The organism is Streptomyces sp. NPDC088354, from assembly GCF_044753585.1.
GTDB lineage: Bacteria > Actinomycetota > Actinomycetes > Streptomycetales > Streptomycetaceae > Actinacidiphila.
In genome coordinates this window covers 34,005-50,973 of sequence record NZ_JBIVNJ010000042.1, presented here as the reverse complement: position 1 = coordinate 50,973, position 16,969 = coordinate 34,005, and the positions used below count along the sequence as shown (strand labels likewise).

General features: G+C 73.5%; 16 protein-coding genes. 6 read left to right on the top strand and 10 right to left on the bottom strand.

All coding sequences use genetic code 11. From position 1 onward, the window contains the following. Window positions 1–36 precede the first annotated feature (36 nt). From ACIP98_RS35950 to ACIP98_RS35935, 4 genes are read right to left on the bottom strand one after another with little or no spacing between them, the layout of a single operon-like run. Window positions 37–822 (bottom strand): CDP-alcohol phosphatidyltransferase family protein, encoded by a 786-nt coding sequence (locus ACIP98_RS35950; protein WP_319657918.1) that lies wholly within the window; start codon window positions 820–822, stop codon window positions 37–39. Then, entirely contained in the window at window positions 800–1,861 is a 1,062-nt protein-coding gene (locus ACIP98_RS35945) for an iron-containing alcohol dehydrogenase family protein (RefSeq protein WP_319657917.1), read from the bottom strand. Before ACIP98_RS35945 ends, ACIP98_RS35950 begins: the two co-directional genes overlap by 23 nt. Continuing rightward, window positions 1,849–2,598, bottom strand: a complete 750-nt coding sequence (locus ACIP98_RS35940) for a phosphocholine cytidylyltransferase family protein (RefSeq protein ID WP_319657916.1) — start codon at window positions 2,596–2,598, stop codon at window positions 1,849–1,851. Before ACIP98_RS35940 ends, ACIP98_RS35945 begins: the two co-directional genes overlap by 13 nt. Further along, on the bottom strand, window positions 2,595–4,406 hold the full coding sequence (locus tag ACIP98_RS35935) for a DUF5941 domain-containing protein (protein ID WP_401980315.1): 1,812 nt from the start codon (window positions 4,404–4,406) through the stop codon (window positions 2,595–2,597). The genes ACIP98_RS35940 and ACIP98_RS35935 overlap by 4 nt, the downstream gene beginning before the upstream one ends. A gap of 238 nt (window positions 4,407–4,644) precedes the next feature. Here ACIP98_RS35935 and galE point away from each other — a divergent pair, with 238 nt between their 5' ends. The 3 genes from galE to idi all read left to right on the top strand — a co-directional run bounded on the left by galE (window position 4,645) and on the right by idi (window position 7,482). Beyond that, on the top strand, window positions 4,645–5,631 hold the full coding sequence (gene galE, locus ACIP98_RS35930; protein ID WP_319657915.1) for a UDP-glucose 4-epimerase GalE: 987 nt from the start codon (window positions 4,645–4,647) through the stop codon (window positions 5,629–5,631). A gap of 175 nt (window positions 5,632–5,806) precedes the next feature. Continuing rightward, window positions 5,807–6,757 (top strand): cation diffusion facilitator family transporter, encoded by a 951-nt coding sequence (locus tag ACIP98_RS35925; RefSeq protein ID WP_401980298.1) that lies wholly within the window; start codon window positions 5,807–5,809, stop codon window positions 6,755–6,757. Window positions 6,758–6,870: 113 nt separating this feature from the next. Next, on the top strand, window positions 6,871–7,482 hold the full coding sequence (idi, locus tag ACIP98_RS35920; protein ID WP_401980295.1) for an isopentenyl-diphosphate Delta-isomerase: 612 nt from the start codon (window positions 6,871–6,873) through the stop codon (window positions 7,480–7,482). 10 nt (window positions 7,483–7,492) lie between these two features. Here the strand turns inward: idi and ACIP98_RS35915 are convergent, their stop codons facing one another. Together ACIP98_RS35915 and ACIP98_RS35910 are read right to left on the bottom strand one after the other, a co-directional pair. Beyond that, complete coding sequence (locus ACIP98_RS35915; RefSeq protein WP_319657912.1) at window positions 7,493–7,984, bottom strand: ATP-binding protein; 492 nt, start codon at window positions 7,982–7,984, stop codon at window positions 7,493–7,495. Window positions 7,985–8,200: 216 nt separating this feature from the next. Next, window positions 8,201–8,806: a DUF308 domain-containing protein gene (locus tag ACIP98_RS35910; RefSeq protein WP_319657911.1), complete on the bottom strand. Its 606-nt coding sequence runs from the start codon at window positions 8,804–8,806 to the stop codon at window positions 8,201–8,203. Between the two features lie 136 nt (window positions 8,807–8,942). Here ACIP98_RS35910 and ACIP98_RS35905 point away from each other — a divergent pair, with 136 nt between their 5' ends. Further along, on the top strand, window positions 8,943–9,719 hold the full coding sequence (locus ACIP98_RS35905) for an enoyl-CoA hydratase/isomerase family protein (protein ID WP_401980293.1): 777 nt from the start codon (window positions 8,943–8,945) through the stop codon (window positions 9,717–9,719). Here the strand turns inward: ACIP98_RS35905 and ACIP98_RS35900 are convergent. Further along, complete coding sequence (locus ACIP98_RS35900; RefSeq protein WP_401980291.1) at window positions 9,697–10,389, bottom strand: pyridoxamine 5'-phosphate oxidase family protein; 693 nt, start codon at window positions 10,387–10,389, stop codon at window positions 9,697–9,699. The two genes, ACIP98_RS35905 and ACIP98_RS35900, sit on opposite strands and share 23 nt — an antisense overlap. 173 nt (window positions 10,390–10,562) lie before the next feature. Between ACIP98_RS35900 and ACIP98_RS35895 the strand changes: the two genes are divergently transcribed. After that, entirely contained in the window at window positions 10,563–11,432 is an 870-nt protein-coding gene (locus tag ACIP98_RS35895) for a hypothetical protein (RefSeq protein WP_401980288.1), read from the top strand. A 506-nt stretch (window positions 11,433–11,938) separates the two neighbouring features. Here the strand turns inward: ACIP98_RS35895 and ACIP98_RS35890 are convergent. Next, the gene (locus ACIP98_RS35890) at window positions 11,939–12,871 is read right to left on the bottom strand and encodes an EamA family transporter (protein WP_401980285.1); all 933 of its coding nucleotides are present in this window, start codon (window positions 12,869–12,871) and stop codon (window positions 11,939–11,941) included. A gap of 105 nt (window positions 12,872–12,976) precedes the next feature. Between ACIP98_RS35890 and ACIP98_RS35885 the strand changes: the two genes are divergently transcribed. Next, window positions 12,977–13,897, top strand: coding sequence for a LysR family transcriptional regulator (locus ACIP98_RS35885; protein ID WP_319657906.1), 921 nt, complete (start codon window positions 12,977–12,979; stop codon window positions 13,895–13,897). A 9-nt stretch (window positions 13,898–13,906) separates the two neighbouring features. Here ACIP98_RS35885 and ACIP98_RS35880 read toward each other — a convergent pair whose 3' ends face one another. Continuing rightward, the gene (locus tag ACIP98_RS35880; RefSeq protein ID WP_319657905.1) at window positions 13,907–14,821 is read right to left on the bottom strand and encodes a DMT family transporter; all 915 of its coding nucleotides are present in this window, start codon (window positions 14,819–14,821) and stop codon (window positions 13,907–13,909) included. A 94-nt stretch (window positions 14,822–14,915) separates the two neighbouring features. Then, window positions 14,916–16,907: an FUSC family protein gene (locus ACIP98_RS35875; RefSeq protein WP_401980283.1), complete on the bottom strand. Its 1,992-nt coding sequence runs from the start codon at window positions 16,905–16,907 to the stop codon at window positions 14,916–14,918. Window positions 16,908–16,969 lie beyond the last annotated feature (62 nt).

The following is a 16,969-nucleotide window of genomic DNA, read 5'->3' as shown; positions in this document are numbered from 1 at the left end:
CGAGGCGGACGGATTCCGCCGACGTCCCCACCGCGCTCACCTCAGCCTGTTCGACGCGAGGATCGAGACCAGGTGCAGCAGCGTCTGCAGGACGGCTATGGCGGCCAGGGCGCACACCGCGATCCGGGTGAACAGCAGGTCGCCGTGGAAGGAGTCCGCGACACCGGCGGCCAGGATCAGCAGCGAGGCCTCGACCCCGCCGACCAGGCGGTGGAACTTCAGGGCGGCCGCGGCACGGCGGGCCAGCGCCAGACCGGACGAACGCGGCACGGAGGCCTCGTCCTGCACCGCGGGCAGGCCGCTGCGGGCGCGGGCGACGTCCACCAGGTCGGTCTCCGCCTTGATCAGGATCGCGCCCAGCGCGGCCAGCGTCCCGAGGAACGCCCAGCCCCACTGCGTGCTCGCGCCGTCCCGGTGGAACAGGTCGGCGGCGCGCACGCCGAAGCCGATCAGCAGCGCGGCCTCGGACAGGTAGTGGCCCACCCGGTCCAGGTACACGCCGGTGATCGAGGTCTGCTTGCGCCAGCGGGCGACTTCGCCGTCCACGCAGTCCAGCAGCAGGTACAGCTGGATCAGCAGTGCCGCGGCCACCGCTCCGACCGGCCCCGGCACCAGGAGTGCCGCGCCGGCCGCGATGCCCGCGACGATCATCAGATACGTGAGCTGGTTGGGCGTCACCCGGCTGTTCACCAGATGGCGGGTCCAGCGCAGGGAGATCTCGCGCATGTAGATGCGCCCGGCCCAGTGCTCACCGCTGCGGCGGTCCTTCAGCCCTGCGGGGTGAACGACCGGGCGCAGTTCAGCTACCGATGGTTTTGGCATAGTCGGCGTATGCGTCCCTGATCTCGTCGGTGGAAAGTTCCAGGTGCTCGAGGATCGTGTAGCGCCCCGGGCGGGTCTGTGGTGCGTAGGCGACGGCCTCGACGAACTCGTCCTCGGTGAAGCCGATCTCGCCCGGCGTGACCGGCAGTCCATGAGTGCGCAGCGTCTCCGCGAAGAGCTTCGACTGTTCCTCGGCGCCGCGCAGGAACATCGCGAACGCGGCGCCGATGCCGACCTGTTCACCGTGGGCGGCGGCGCGCCGCGGGTGGAGCAGGTCGATCGCGTGGCTGATCTCGTGACAGGCGCCCGAAGCGGGCCGGCTGTCACCGCTGATCGACATGGCGATACCGGTGAGCACCAGCGCCTCGGCGAGGACGGTCAGGAACTCGTCGTCCCCTATGCCTCCGGGGTGGCGCAGCACGGACTCGCCGGCGGTACGGGCCATCGCGGCGGCCAGGCCGTCGATGGGCTCACCCGTCTCGCGGTGGGACAGCTCCCAGTCCGCGATGCAGGAGATGTTGGAGATCGCGTCGCCGATGCCGGACCGCACGAACCGGGCCGGGGCCTCGCGTACCACGTCGAGGTCGATCACCATGGCTATCGGGCTCGGCACGCCGTAGGAGCCGCGGCCGTTGTCGTTGTCCAGCGTGGACACCGGCGAGCACAGGCCGTCGTGCGCCAGGTTGGTCGCGACGGCCACCACCGGCAGGCCGACACGGGCGGCCGCGTACTTGGCGGCGTCGATGATCTTGCCGCCGCCCAGGGCCACCACGGCGTCGTAGCGCTTGCCGCGCATGGCCTCGGCGAGTCCGACGGCGCCGTCGATGGTGCCGCCGGCCACCTCGAACCACTCGGCGCCGGGCAGCGCCGGGGCCAGCCGCTCGCGCAGCACCTGGCCGGAACCGCCGCTGACCGCGACGGCCAGCCGGCCGGAGCTGGATATCCGCTGGTCCGCCAGGACGACCGCCAGGTCGTCGAGTGCCCCGGCACGGATGTCGACGACGACCGGCGAGGGTATGAGCCTCGTCAGTACCGGCACGCGATCTCCCGGGCCCGGTTCAGGTCGTCGTGGTTGTCTATCTCGACCCAGGGGACCTCGCCGATGGGCGCGACGTCGACGCGCAGGCCGCGGTCGACCAGTTCCTGGTAGCCGTCCTCGTAGTACAGCTGCGGGTCGCGCTCGTAGGTGGCCTTCAGCGCGTCGGCCAGGTCGGCGGCGGCGGCGCTCTCGATGAGCGTGACGCCGATGTACTCGCCGGTGGCCGCGGCGGGGTCCATCAGCTTGGTGATCCGCCGCACGCCCTGCCCCTCGGCCGTGACGACCTTCATCTCCTCGTCGGCCAGTTTCTTGACCGTGTCCAGGGCCAGGATGATGCGGCGGGCGCCGCCGCGGGCCTCCAGCAGGGTCTGCTCGACGGAGACGGGGTGCACCGTGTCGCCGTTGGCGAGGATCGCGCCCTCGGCCAGCACGTCACGGGCGCACCACAGGGAGTAGGCGTTGTTCCACTCCTCGGCCTTGTCGTTCTCGACGAGGTGGAGCTTGACGCCGTACTTGGCCTCCAGCGCGGTGAGGCGCTCGTGCACGGCCTCCTTGCGGTAGCCCACGACGACGACGGCATCGGTCAGCCCGACCTCGGCGAAGTTGCGCAGGGTCAGGTCCAGGACCGTTGTCCTGCCCTCGCCCGCCGGGTCCACCGGCACCAGGGCCTTGGGCAGGGTGTCGGTGTAGGGGCGAAGACGCCGTCCGGCGCCGGCCGCCAGCACGAGGCCGATCATGCGGGTTCTCCTGTTTCGTCGTGCAGGGCGGGCGCCCCCGAGGACACCCAGAAGCGGATGCTCTCGGTGAGCACCAGCAGGGCTGGTACGACGGCGAGAACCGTCAGCGCCACCGTGAATCCCGTGCTGTGCGCCAGGGCCGCGGACGCGGCCGCGACCAGCAGCGTCCTTCCCTCGTGCCCGCCCGTCGCGCGTACCAGGGCCCGCGGGGGCGCCCCGGTACCGCCGCGGATGCGGTACACCGTGTCGTAGTGATGGTAGGCGACCGCGGCAACCAGACAGAAAGCCGCCGGCAAGGCCCCGTTCACATCGGAGACGGCCGCGAGGGCCAGCACGGTGCCGTACTCGGTCACCCTGAAGAGGGGCAGGACCAGCCAGTCGAGAGCGCCCTTGAGCGGTCCCGCGACGGCGAGACCCGAGGTGACGACGGAGACGGCGGCGGCCGCGAGCGGCCACCAGCTGCCCGCCGGGGCCGCCAGTGACGTGGCGATCATCACTGCCGCGCCCACCGCGGCGGCGGCCGGCAGACCGCGGCCGCGCAGCAGGCGGGCGACGGCCTCGGCGAGGGGCCCGGTGTCGGTGAGCTCGGCCAGTGCGGCGGCGGCGCGGTCGGTGCGTACGGCTCTGCGGGTCAGCGAGCGCAGGACCCGGCCGGCGGTGGTGTAGCAGGCGGCGAAGACGCAGCCGATGATCAGTACCACGAAGGTGACGCGCGGTGTGGCGGCCGCGGTGAGTATCGCGATCAGCGCCCAGCGTTCGCCGATGGGCAGCACGATGATCCTGCGTATCCACACCGTCCAGCCGACCCGGTCGAGCCGGTCTGACAGGGCGGCCGTGGGGCTGGTCTTCGCGTCCGCGTCGTAGTTGGCCTCGGTGAACGCGAAGTCGACCATGTGGCGGCAGGTCTGCAGGACCATCGCGCCGAGGGCGAGCGCCCACACGTCGTCGCTGCCGCCGCCGCGGGCCGCGCCGAGCGCGAGGCCCGCGTAGTACGCGTACTCCTTGGCACGGTCGAAGGTGGCGTCGAGCCAGGCGCCGAGCGTGGAGTACTGCAGCGAGTAGCGGGCGAGCTGCCCGTCGGTGCAGTCCAGTACGAAGGACGCGATGAGCAGCACACCCGCCGCGACGAATCCGGGACGGGTGCCGGTGGCGGCGCAGGCGGCGGCGACCAGGGCGACCAGCAGGGAGGCGGTCGTCACCTGGTTCGGCGTGAGCCCGTGCCGGGCGCACCAGCGCGCGAGGTAGCGGGAGTAGGGGCTGATGAAGTGCGTGGTGAAGAAGCCGTCCTCGGACTTCACGGCGCTGCGCAGGCGCACCGCCTCGTCGTCCACGGCGGCGACGGCCTCGCCGGCCCGCACCCGCTCCTCCGCGTCGGCCGGTACCCGGGCGACCAGGACGCCGAGTTCCGGACGCCGCACCGCGACGCCCTCGGCGTCCAGCGCGACAGCGAGCTCGTCGGGCAGGCTCGCGGTGACGGCGACGGCGGTACCGCCCGCGACCCGCTCCCGGTCGCCGGCCGGCGCCAGCGCCCGTACAAGCGCGGGACGGGCGGCCGGCTGGACGGACAGGGCACCCGGCACGGCGGCGGCGTCGAAGCGGGGGTCGGTCAGCGCGAGCCGCAGCGCGTGCACATGGCCGACGAAGCGCGGGTCGACGACCGCGACGCGCTCGGCGGGCGGGACGGCGGCGAGGCGTGCCGCGAGGGCACTGGCGTCGTCCGCCGCGACCACGTCGAAACCGAGGCCGCGCAGGTCGCCCTCGATCGGTGAACCCGCGACCGGCGGACCGGTGAGGATGGCGGTCGACAGACGGACTCACTCCCTGGGACACACAATGGACGGGCGGGCGGCGCCGGGCTCCGGACATGCCCGCCGGTCACCCGGGCGCGCCATGTCAGGGCGGCTGCGACGGCCGAGGGTATCGGATTCCCGGAAGGTTCCGTTCATCGGCTGTTTCCCTGACCTTCGCGCAGGTGGCGCGATCATCATCACCGGTCGCGGGCGAAGGGACAACCCCCGGTGCGCATCCGCCGATAGGGTGAGCGTCATGACGTGGCTGATCACAGGTGGCACGGGATTCATCGGCTCCCATGTCGTGCGGGCGATGACCCGCGCCGGGGAGCGCGTGGTGGTCTACGACGACGGCTCGGCGGGCGTGGCCTCCCGGGTCCCTGCCGACGTGCCGAGGGTGACCGGTTCCACACTCGACCGGGACCTGCTGGACCGCACGATCGCCGAACACGGTGTCACGGGTGTCGTGCACCTGGCGGCGCGGAAGCAGGTCGGCGAGTCCGTGGAGCAGCCGCTGCGGTACTACCGGGAGAACCTGGGCGGCCTCGGCACTCTCCTGGAGGCGGTGGCGGCGGCCGGGATCGGCCGTTTCGTCTTCTCCTCCTCCGCCGCGGTGTACGGCCTGCCGGACGTGCCGCTGGTGACCGAGTCCACGCCGTGCCTGCCCATCAGCCCCTACGGGGAGACCAAGCTGGCCGGCGAGTGGCTGGTGCGGGCGGCGGGCAGGGCGCACGGGATCTCCACGGCCTGTCTGCGCTACTTCAACGTGGCGGGCGCGGCCGTGCCGGAGCTCGCCGACACCGGGGTCTTCAACGTGGTCCCGATGGTGTTCCAGAAGCTCACCGAGGGCGAGGCGCCGCTGATCTTCGGCGACGACTACCCGACCCCCGACGGCACGTGCGTGCGTGACTACATCCACGTCGAGGACCTGGCCGACGCCCACCTGGCGGCCGCCCGCTGGGTCACCGGCCGCGAGGCCGCCGAGGACCTGACCGTCAACATCGGCCGCGGCGAGGGCGTCTCCGTCCGTGAACTGATCGACCTCGTCACCGAGGTCGCCGGCTACCCGGAGGTGACGCCGGTGGTCACCCCGCGGCGTGCCGGGGACCCGGCGAGCGTGGTGGCGTCGGCCGAGCTGATCCGGAAGGAACTGGGCTGGACCGCCGTGCGCGGGGTGCGGGAGATGGTCGAGTCGGCGTGGCAGGGCTGGTGCCTGCGCCACCCGGAGGCCCGCCGCCCCTGACTCCGCGCCGTTCTCCGGAACACGCCCCGTACCCGGACCATCGCCGCAGGTCACCGCACATGACAACGGTGACCAGTGGCGAGTTGCCCACGGACGGTCACCGTTGTTCACTGGGGCACGCCGGCCGACGCCGGCGGGCGGGTGAGCACGGACGGCGAGAGGGGAGTCCCAGGCGATGGGGGCAGGGCACGCGCACGACCACGGCCACACGCACGGATCCGCGGCCGGGCTGACCGGCACGGCCGCGGCGGAGTTCCGCGGCCGGCTGCGGATCGCACTCGGCATCACGCTGCTGATCCTCGTGGCGGAGGTGGTGGGCAGCGCCCTCACCGGTTCCCTCGCGCTGCTCGCCGACGCGGGCCACATGGCCACGGACGCGGCGGGCCTGGCGATGTCGCTGGTGGCGATCCACTTCGCCAACCGCCCGCCGAGCGAGCGCCGCACCTTCGGCCTGGCCCGGGCGGAGATCCTCTCGGCGGTGGCCAACGCCGTGCTGCTGTTCGGCGTGGGCGCGTACATCTTCTACCAGGCCGTCTCCCGGCTGATCGCCCCGGCCGAGGTCGAGGGCGGGCTCACCGTCGTCTTCGGTGTGGTCGGCCTGGTGGCCAACTCGGTGTCACTCCTTCTGCTGATGCGCGGCCAGCGCGAGAGCCTGAACGTGCGCGGGGCCTTCCTGGAGGTCATGGCGGACGCCCTGGGCTCGCTCGCGGTGGTCGTGGCGGCCGTGGTGATCCTGACCACCGGGTGGCAGCAGGCCGACCCGGTGGCCTCGTTGCTGATCGGTGTGATGATCGTCCCGCGGACGTGGAAGCTGCTGCGGGAGGCCATCGACGTGCTGCTGGAGGCCGCCCCCCGGGACGTCGACATGGCCGAGGTCCGCAGCCACATCCTCGGGCTGCCCGGTGTCGAAGGGCTGCACGACCTGCACGTGTGGACCATCACGTCGGGCATGCCGGTGCTCTCCGCCCACGTGGTGGTGAGCCCGGAGACCCTGGACGCCGTGGGCCATGAGAAGGTGCTGCACGACCTGCAGGGCTGCCTGGGCACCCACTTCGACGTGGAGCACTGCACATTCCAGCTGGAACCCGGCGGCCACGCGGAGCACGAGGCGCGGCTGTGCCACTGACCCGGCGACAGCGCCGATCGACACACGGTGACCGACATTGAGCGCGCTGCGACGACGTCCCGGCCCCTCGCGTGAGGCAGACTGAGGTCCAGTCGTCGATGAAAAGGATGGCCATGCCCACGAGTCCCGCTGCCGGCCGGCCCCTCAGCCCTGCCCCGGACCCCTCCTCCAACGGCGCCTCGGCTCCGATCATGCTCGAACTGGTCGACGAGACCGGCGTGACGATCGGTACCGCGGAGAAGCTCTCGGCGCACCTGCCGCCGGGCCGGCTCCACCGGGCCTTCTCGGTCTTCCTCTTCGACGGCGAGGGCCGGCTGCTGCTGCAGCGCCGCGCCCTCGGCAAGTACCACTCCCCCGGCGTGTGGTCCAACACCTGCTGCGGCCACCCCTACCCGCAGGAGCCGCCCTTCGTCGCCGCGGCACGCCGCACCGCCGAGGAACTGGGCGCCGCCCCCACGTCGCTGCGGGAGGCCGGCACGGTCCGCTACAACCACCCGGACCCGGCGTCGGGCCTGGTGGAGCAGGAGTACAACCACCTCTTCGTGGGGCTGATGACGGCGCCGCTGCACCCGGACCCCGAGGAGATCGGCGAGACCGCCTTCGTGACGCCGCGGGAGCTGGCCGCACTGCAGGAGTCCGGGCCGTTCTCCGCCTGGTTCCCGACCGTACTGGGGGCGGCGCTGCCCGCCGTGCGGGAGCTCACGGGCGAGCGCGCCGGCTGGTAGCCCTCGCCCCTCAGAGCAAAGGAGCGCCGGGCTGCAGCGGAAGCGCCGCCCAGATGACCTTTCCCCCGGTGGCGGTCTGCTGCACGTCGCACATCCCGCCCGCCTCGGCGGTGACCGACTTGACCAGCAGCAGGCCGCGCCCACCGGTGTCCGCGTCGTCCACCTGGAGCGCCTTGGGGCGGTAGGGATGGTTGTCCTCCACCGCGACGCGGACCCAGTCGAGGCCGACGGCGACCTCCACCGCGATCTCCGGGGAGAGCAGGGCGGCGTGCCGCACCGCGTTCGTCACCAGTTCGGAGACGATCAGCAGCAGGCCCTGCAGCAGATCGTCGTCGACCGGGACGCGCTGCCGTACCAGCAGGTCCCGTACGGCGTGCCGGGCCTGCGGCACCGAGGAGTCCAGCGCGGAGGCGGTGAAGCGCCACACACCCTCGTAGGGGCGCGGAAAGTCCGGTGCCACCGGCGGCACCGGTTCGGGCGGGACGCTCCCGCGTACGTCCATGGCGGCGTTCACCCTCGCATTCAGCGATGCTCCCCGCGGTCCCCCCTTCCCGGCCCGCTGGGCGGCGACGGGGTCCGCCTCACGTTCCGAGTGTCGGCAGCTCAGCACTCCACCCCGAGTCGCTGACCGTAAATCCGTATCTTTCGACCGCCTGCGACACGGGGTGACCGGAGTTGGTGGGCTCGATGAGCCCTGATGACGCGCCGGTAACCGGTTTCAATGCTCCAGTGGCGTCTGCCGGGCATCGGCCACCATGCCGACGATCCGCCGGCCTCCCAGGCCCGCCCCGAGCAGGCCCAGACCGTCGAAGAGCAGCGCCAGCGAGAAGAAGGCGCCGATCACGTAGACACTGCTGTGCGGCCAGTTCGCCAGCACCAGGACGGCCAGCAGGATGCCGATCGCCCCCTGGATCAGCGTCCACACCATCTGCGGCCCGCGTACCACCAGTCCGCCGAACAACCGGAAGATCCCGCCGGTCAGGAAGAGCAGTGCGGCGAACATCGTGAGGGCCGCGGCCGTCTCCGCCGGGTTGCGGATGACGACCACGCCCGCCGCGATGTAGAGGGCCGCGACCACCAGGGCCAGCCAGAAGTAGTTGATCTCGCGGTTCTGGACGGCCTGCGCCAGCCCCACGATGCCGCCGATGAGGAGCAGCCAGCCGAACAGCACCATCGAGGTGATGGTCGCGAACGCCACGTAGAAGAGCCCGATCAGGCCGCAGACGACGAGGACCGCGCCGAGAACGGCGACCCAGCCGAAACTCCGCTTGATCCCGGCCTCCGGGGGATCCGGGTACTTCTTGCGTCCCTTGAACGGGGCCATGGCCGCCTCCTTGAACGCGTCGGGAGCCGGTCGGAACCGGCTAGGGGACGTATACCCCGATTCCCCGAGTGGGCCCCCGGTAGGATCGCCCGGGCCGCACCGCGGCACGACGACACGACGAGTGGGGGACGCGGGCATGTCCGACCCGTCCGGGCCCGGTCTGCTGCTGGAGACGGCGGGCGCCACCGCCACCGTGACCATCAGCAACCCGGCCAAGCGCAACGCCATGACGCTGCGGATGTGGCGGGAACTGCCGCGCCTGCTGGCCCGGCTGGCCGACGACCCCGCCGTACGGGTGCTGGTCCTCACCGGCGCCGACGGGACCTTCTGCGCGGGCGCCGACGTCTCCGACCTGCGCGACGCGGCCAGCGGCCCCGGGGCGGCGCAGAGCGCGGCCGTCGAGGCCGAGGAGGCGCTGGCCGCCTTCCCCAAGCCGTCCCTGGCGGCCGTCCGGGGCTTCTGCGTCGGCGGCGGCTGCCAGCTCGCGGCCGCCTGCGACCTGCGCTTCGCCGCCGAGGGCGCGCGCTTCGGGGTCACCCCGGCACGGCTCGGGATCGTCTACCCGGCCTCGTCGACGCGTCGGCTGACCGGCCTGGTCGGCCCGTCCACCGCGAAGCACCTGCTCTTCTCCGCCGAGCTGATCGACCACGAACGCGCCCTGCGCACCGGGCTGGTGGACGAGGTACTGCCGGACGGCGCCCTGGACAAGCGCGTCGAGGAGTACGCGGGCCTGCTGGCCACCCGTTCCCAGCTCACCCAGGCCGCGGCCAAGGACTTCACGGCCCCGGATCCGGACCCCTCCCGTGTGGCGCACTGGGCCGGGCAGGCGGCTCGGAGCAGCGACACCGCGGAGGGCGTGGCGGCGTTCCTGGAGCGGCGCGAGCCGCGTTTCACCTGGTCGGTGGGCGGCTAGTAGCCGCGGCTAAGCCGCCCAGGTGCGGCGGCAGGGGGATGCCGTCGCGCAACGCGGGGTCGGCGACCGGGGCACCCCGGGTCGCGCCGAGCGGGACGACCCCGGCCCACACGGGCAGAGCGGCGTCGGGGCCGTCGCCGTCGCCGGGGTGGCCGGTGCGGATCTTGACGGAGGCCTCGTCTGTGGCGAGGGCGAGCAGGTCGGTGGCCGCGAGTTCCCGGCGGTCCGGGCGGCGGGCGTAGTCCCACTGCCCGGGGGCGCACTGCTCGGTGAGCACGCGCAGCCCGTGCAGCCGCTCCCCCGGGTCGGTGACCCGGCGCGGGACGCCGATGACCATGGCGCTGCGGTAGTTGACGCCGTGCTCGAAGACCGACCGGGCCAGGACCAGGCCGTCGACGTGGGTGACGGTGACGCAGACCGCGGCGCCGGGCGCCTGGACGAGGCTGCGGCTGGCGACCGAGCCGTGCAGGTACAGCGTTCCGGCCTGCGCGTCGTGACCGTAGACCGTCGGTACGGCCAGCGGGGTGCCGTCGACGACGACGGCCAGATGGCACACGAAGCCCGCGCCCAGCACGGCGTCCAGGTCGTCGCGGGAGACGCTGCCCTGCTCGCGGAGGCGTCGGTGGCGGGTGCGCTCGGTCACCGGGAGCGTGCGGTCGGCGGCGGGCATGGGCGGTCCTCCAGAGGAACACGCGACGTCGGGGAACGTTCAGGCTAGCCATATCGGCACATGATGTGTGCCGTTACCACTGAATCAGCGTCCCTTGCTCACTCCGGCAACGGAATCAGCGGTTCGGGGAGGCGCCTGCCATTACATGCCGACCGGTCGGTAACCTGATGCCCATGACCGCGACCGCCCTGGAACCGCGCGCCGGACGGCGCTGCCACAACGCGCTGAACCCCCTGCACTCGGTCGTCTATTTCGCCCCGGAATACGACGACATGCTCGCGGCGCTCGGGCTGGAGCGCGGCGCCATGGCCTATTTCGCCGGGCGTGCCGCGCCGCTCGGCGGGGTCACGGCGGGCACGGTCGCCGCCACGTTCTACAACTTCAACCACGCGATCATCGCGCCGGTCGTCCCACGCGCCTGGGACCTCGCCTCGCCGGCGGCGGTCATCGACGCGCGGCTGCGCATCGCCGACGCCGTCCTGACCCGGCTGCTCGGACCGGACGTGCTCGCCTCGGACGACCTCGCGGAAGCCGCCCGCCTCGCCCTGCGCGCCGCCGGGGCCTGCACCCGCGAGGCCCGCCCGCTCTACGCCGCCAACGCGGAACTCCCTGTGCCCGAGCGGCCGCACCTCGCCCTGTGGCACGCCGCGACGCTGCTGCGCGAGCACCGCGGCGACGGGCACCTCGCCGCGCTCGCCATCGCCGGGCTCGACGGGATCGAGGCGCTCGTCACGCACACCGCGACGGGCAAGGGCTTCAACCCGCGCTTCGTCCAGCGCAGCCGGGGCTGGTCCCCCGAGGACTGGGCCGCCGCGCAGGATCGGCTCCGGGACCGGGGGCTGCTCGACGCGGAGGGCGAACTCACGGGGCGCGGCGTGGAACTGCGCCGCGAGGTGGAGGCGATGACCGATCGGCTCGACCGGGCGCCGTACGAATGCCTCGGGGCGGAGGGGGTCGAGCGGCTTACCGCGGTGGCGGGGGCGGTGGTGGGGCGCGTGCTTGCGGGTGGGGGCTTTCCCCAGAGGTATTTCGGCAAGGCCTGACCCTGGGCGGGGTCTTTTCCCGCCCGCCCTCCCGTGTGCCCGGCGCGGTCAGTCACCCCGACGCGCGTGTCGTGGGGGCCGGGTGCGGGGCCTCCGGGGCTGGCCATTCTGGACAGCACATTTCGGTGCCTCACGCACCCTCAACTGATCACCCCGGGTCATGCACCCAAATATGCTCCACAGTCCAGAACACCCACCCCTACGACCCCGCCCCCTCCGTTTCGTCATGCGCCTGATCCCCGGTGGGGGTAGAAGCGGCACCGTGCTCGGGCAACCGTTGGCGCAGCGCCGTCCAAGGGCGCAACCGTCACCGCCGACAGAACCCCCACGGGCCGTCAGTCGCGCAACCGGCCGGGAGGGGGTGGAGCGGGGTGCCCCCGCTGGGGGAGGACCCCGGCGCGGCACCCCCCCCAACGCACGCAGCGCAGGGCCCGCACTTACCGCGCCGGGCTGGGGGTACTCCCGGCCGAAGGCTGGGGGAGGGCCGGGGGACCGCCAGCAAAGGCTCACGGTGCTGTCCGGCGGTCAGTGACCGCGCTCGCAATCGGGAGGGCGGGCGGGGGAACCTCCAGCGAAGGTTCGGGGCGCGCGGGGGGCACCGGGAGGACGTCGCGCTCCGCGCGAGCCGCCCCGACGCCGGCCACGACGACCAGCGCGGTCCCCACGGCCTGCAGGGCCGTGGGGACCTGCGAGACCAGCACCAGCGCCGCGAGCAGACTGACGGCCGGCTCCATGCCGGCGAGTGTTCCGTAGGCCGTCCTGCCGACCCGTTGCAGCGCCTTCATCTCCAGCAGGAACGGGACGAGCGGCATCAGCACGGCGATGCCCGCCACGGCCAGGACGACCTGCCAGGTGCCGCCCGACACGACGCCGGGGGCGCCGAAGGGCGCGGTGAAGACGGCGGCGACGGTGAGCGAGACGGCCAGGCCGTGCGCCGCGGAGAAACGGCTGCCGACGTGTTGCGTGCCGATCACGTACAGCGCCCAGCAGGCTCCGGAGGCGACGCCGAAGAGGACACCGGCGAGGTCGGCGCCGTCCTGCCAGGGCGAGGTGAGGCAGAGCACGCCCGCCGCGGCCAGCAGCAGCCAGGCCAGTTCGCGGCGGCGCCGCAGGGAGGCGACCGCGACGGCCAGTGGGCCCAGGAACTCCAGAGCGGTCGCCGTGCCGAGCGGGATGCGGTCGGCGGCCTCGGAGAAGAGCAGCATCATCGCGCCGCTGACGGTGCCGAGCAGCACGACCGCGACGAGGTCGCGGCGCGGCGCCGCACGCAGCGCGGGCCACAGGGAGCGGCCGGTGAACGCCAGCAGCAGCACCGCCGCGAAGCCGACGCGAAGCCAGGTGGTGCCGGCCGGGCCCACGTCGTCGAAGAGCTCGGTCGTCAGGGCGCTGCCGGTGTGCAGCACCGTCATCGCGGCCAGGATCAGCACCGCACCAGGCATGCGGCGGCTTGCAAAGGTATGCGGCTCGGTCACCCGCCCATTGCACCGTTCGTCATCTGTTTCTGTCCACGCGTCATAGGTGGACGGATTGTTTACCATCAGTGGATGATCGAGCCCGCGGACCAGCTCCCCGACCTCGGCAGGCTGCGCCTGCTGGTCGAGCTCAGCCGCCTCGGCACGATGGCGGCCGTCGCCGAGCGCACGGGGTACGGCACGTCGGCGGTCTCCAAGCACCTCGCGGTCCTGGAGCAGGAGGTCGGCGCCCGGCTGCTGGCGCCGGTCGGCCGCCGTGTCCGGCTGACTCCCGCCGGGGAACGCCTGGTCGAGCACGCGATCGGGATCCTGGCCGCGGTGGAGGAGGCGCGCGCGGAACTGCGCGGCGAGCCCGGGCCGGTGGGGCGCGTGCGGGTGGCCACCTTCGCCAGCGCGGTCGAGCCGGTCGTGATGCCCGCCCTGGTGCGGCTGCGCGAGCGGCACCCGCGCGTCGAGGTGCAGCTGAACGAGCACGAGCCGGAGCAGACGCTGGAGCTGCTGCTCGCCGGGGACGTCGACCTCGGCATCGTGTACGACTACAGCCTCGTGCCGCGCACCGTGCCCAGGGGGCTGTCGGTACGGCCGCTCGCCACGCAGCCGATGTTCCTGCTGCTCCCCGCGGGCCATCCCTCGGACCCGGGACCGGGCGGCCCGGTCCCGCCGGCGGGGCTGCGCCGGCTCGCGGAGGCCGGGTGGATCACCAACTCCCGGGGCAGCGACGACGACGAGCTGGTCCAGCGCGTGTGCGCCCTGGCCGGTTTCGCCCCGCGCATCGTCCACCGCGTCGACAGCCTCCACCTGGTCAATCTGCTCGCGGGTGCGGGCCTCGGTGTCGCCCTCCTGGCCGAGTCGGGCATCGAGCGGCGGCGCGCCGACGTCGTGTGCCGTCCCGTCGACCCCGTGGTGGGCACCCGGCGCCACTTCCTCGCCGCCCGCGCGGGTCAATGGTCCTGGCCGCCGCTCGCGGAGGTCGCCCGCCTCCTCACCCCGTGAGCGGAGCGGTCACCGGGCCGCGCGGACCGACTCCTCCTCGCCCGTCGCGTCGGGGCGGTCGCCCGTGCGCACGCTCTGGGCGCAGGGCAGCGCGGGGTGACGGCCGAGGAGCACGACGCCCAGGGTGACGGCGACCAGGCCCGCCGCTTCCCAGGCGAGGGCGCCCGGGGTGACACGGAGGCGGTCGCCAAGGAAGCCGACGCCGCAGGCGATGCCCGCGAGGGGCTGTGCGGCGGTCAGCGCGGGGAGGGACATGCGCAGGGGAGCGGTCTCGAAGGCGCTCTGGACGAGCACGAGGCCGGTGAGCCCGATGCCGAGGATGGCGTAGGGCTGCCAGTGCACCAGGAGGGCCGTGATGCCCTCCATCTCGGCGATCTGGCCTGAGGTGCGGGTGAGGGAGTCCTGGAGCCCGTAGAGCAGGCCGGCGGCGAGCGCGATGACGGTGGCCTCGGGCGACGGGCGCAGCCGCCTGGCGCAGGCGACGAGCAGCAGTGCGATGCCCATGACGATGCCGATGACCAGCCAGTGCCGCAGGGGCCCGCCGACGTGGCCGCCGCCCGTGGGCCGTCCGGCGGCGATGAAGGCGGTGACGCCGAGCGCGAGCAGGCCCACGCCCGACCAGCCGTGCCGGCCGAGTCTCTGGCCGGTCAGATGGCGCGAGAGGGCCATCGCGAAGAGCAGGTTCGTCGTGGTGAGGGGTTCGACGAGGGAGAGCTCCCCCTTGGTGAGGGCGAGCGCGCTCAGCACCATACCGAAGATCATCAGGAAGATGCCGAGCAGCCATTGCGGCATCCGCATGAGATCGAGCAGCAGCCGGAAGGACAGGAAGTTGGACAGCGGGGCACGCTGGGCGGCGAGCTGCTGGAGGACGAAGCCGAAGCCCAGGCAGCACGCTGCACCCACCCCAAGCAGGAAAACGGCCACCTCGTCAACCTCCCGGTGTCGCCGACTGGCCTGACCATAGCCTCTCCCCCGGCTTGATCGCGACGAATGCGGGCGCTCTGTTCGGCCCGGGCGGCTACGTGGTACGGGCGGGACGGGAGCGCAAGGTGAGGCCGCCGACGGCGACGCGGATATGGCGCAGCTCGGTCACGACGTCGGCGAGGGAGGCGCAGGAGGGGGTGCCGGTGAGCTCCGGCCATCCGGTGGCCGGCGTTCGGCCGTCCAGGGAGTCCGCGAGCGCGTCCAGGGCACGGACGACATCGCCGCCTTCCTCGCGCGAGGGGTGTTCCGCGCCCTGTTCGATGCGGACCGCGCAGGCGGTGGCGGCGTCCATGATCCGTTCTGAAGCGGCGGCGACGGGGAACCAGTCGGTGCGGTGACCGCGGCCCCAGGGCAGTTCCGCCGCGACGGTCTCGGCCGCGGACCGGGCCTCGGCCAGCGTGCTGTAGGCGGCCCGGCGCAGCACCATGCGGTCCCCCGGCCGCCCGCCCGCGGGAGCGGTGAGGACATGGGCCAGGTACTCGCGGGTGCGCCGCAGCGACTCGGCCATCAGGTGGGCCACCCGCGCGGTGGGGTCGGTGAAGCCCGGCAGGTGGCCGACGACGAGCACGATCGCGCAGGCCGTCATGGTGTCCAGCAGCCGGTCGACGGCCGCCTGGGTGTCGCCGCCCACCCAGACGAACGCCAGCACCATCAAGGTGACCACCGAGGTCTGCAGGCCGAAGTGCCGGAAGGAGACGGGCAGCAGCGCGCCCGCGACCGAGGCGCAGACCACCGTCCACCACACGCCGCCGCTCAGGACCGCGGCCAGGCCCGCGAAGACGACCACCCCGAGCGCCGTCCCGACGAAGCGGTTGACGACGCGGGAGAACAGCGGCCCGATGTCCGGCTTCACCAGGAAGACGGCGGTGAGCGGCAGCCAGTACCAGTGGTCCGCCCGCAGGGCCAGGGCCACCGCGGCACTCGCCGTGACGCACACCGCGACGCGCAGCCCGTACTCGCGCCCGGCCGGCCCCAGCACCCGGCGACGCACCGTGGGGACGGTTCCGGGGGCGGGAAGCGGCGCCACCTCCTCGGCACTGGTCGCGCCGGGCACCGTGCGGGCGAAGACCACGGCGGCGTGCAGCAGCGCCCGGTCGAACGCGGAACGGGCCGGCGTGCTCGCCTCGGGCGCGGGGAGCGGTCCGGGCGGCTCGCCGCCGCGCAGCGCGGCGGCGAGGCGGCGCGGGCCCTGCGAGACCTGCGGCGGCAGGGGGCGCGCCTCCCACAGCAGGGCGGCACTCGCCTCGCACAGTGCTGTGGCCGCCGCGAAGCGCTCGGCGAGGAGCAGTTCGTCGGGGCGCGCGGGCCGGTGGGCCAGCCGCCGGAAGAGGCGGCGCAGCCGCAGGGCCTCGTCCCCCCGGTCCAGGGCCGCGGTGAGCCGCCGTCGCGCGGCCTCGGCGCCGGGCCCGCCGACGACGTCCAAAGCGCCCGCGAGCGCGTCGAAGACGCGGGCCAGGGCCGCCTGTTCGCCGGCCAGGGCGCCGCCGACCGGTCGCGGCGGCCGCAGCACGAGCCGCAGCAGGAGGAGCCAGACCGCGCCCGCGAGGAAGTACAGCGCCTTGAGCCAGGGCGTGCCGGGCAGCGGCACCCCGGTCCCGATCACCATCAGGCACAGCGTCTGCATCCCGGTCCGTGACCACACCGGGCCCACCGTGCTCACGGCACCCGACCCCAGGCCGACGGCGAACAGCAGGGGCAGCACCCACCACCCGCTCGAGACCGCGTCGGCCGTCGCCGTCCCGACGAGCAGTCCGACCGCCCCGACGAGCACGGGCAGCCCGATGTGCACGACGCCGGTCCTGCGCGTCCCCGGCAGGTCGTTGAAGCCCGCGAACAGCGTCCCGAACCCGGCCAGCACCGCGAACTCGACCGATCCCAGCGCCAGCCCGGCGGCCATCACCGGCCCCGCCGACAGCAGCCCCCGCAGCACCGCCGGCCACGGCACGGGCCCGCGCTGCCAGCGCAGCGGGTGGGCCAGCCACGAGGGCAGGACGACGCGGCCGGGGCCACTCACAAGCACGGGCATCCTCACTGACGGGGCAGGCGGCACGGTACGAACCGGGATGTTCCGGCCGATGCTTCCTTCTT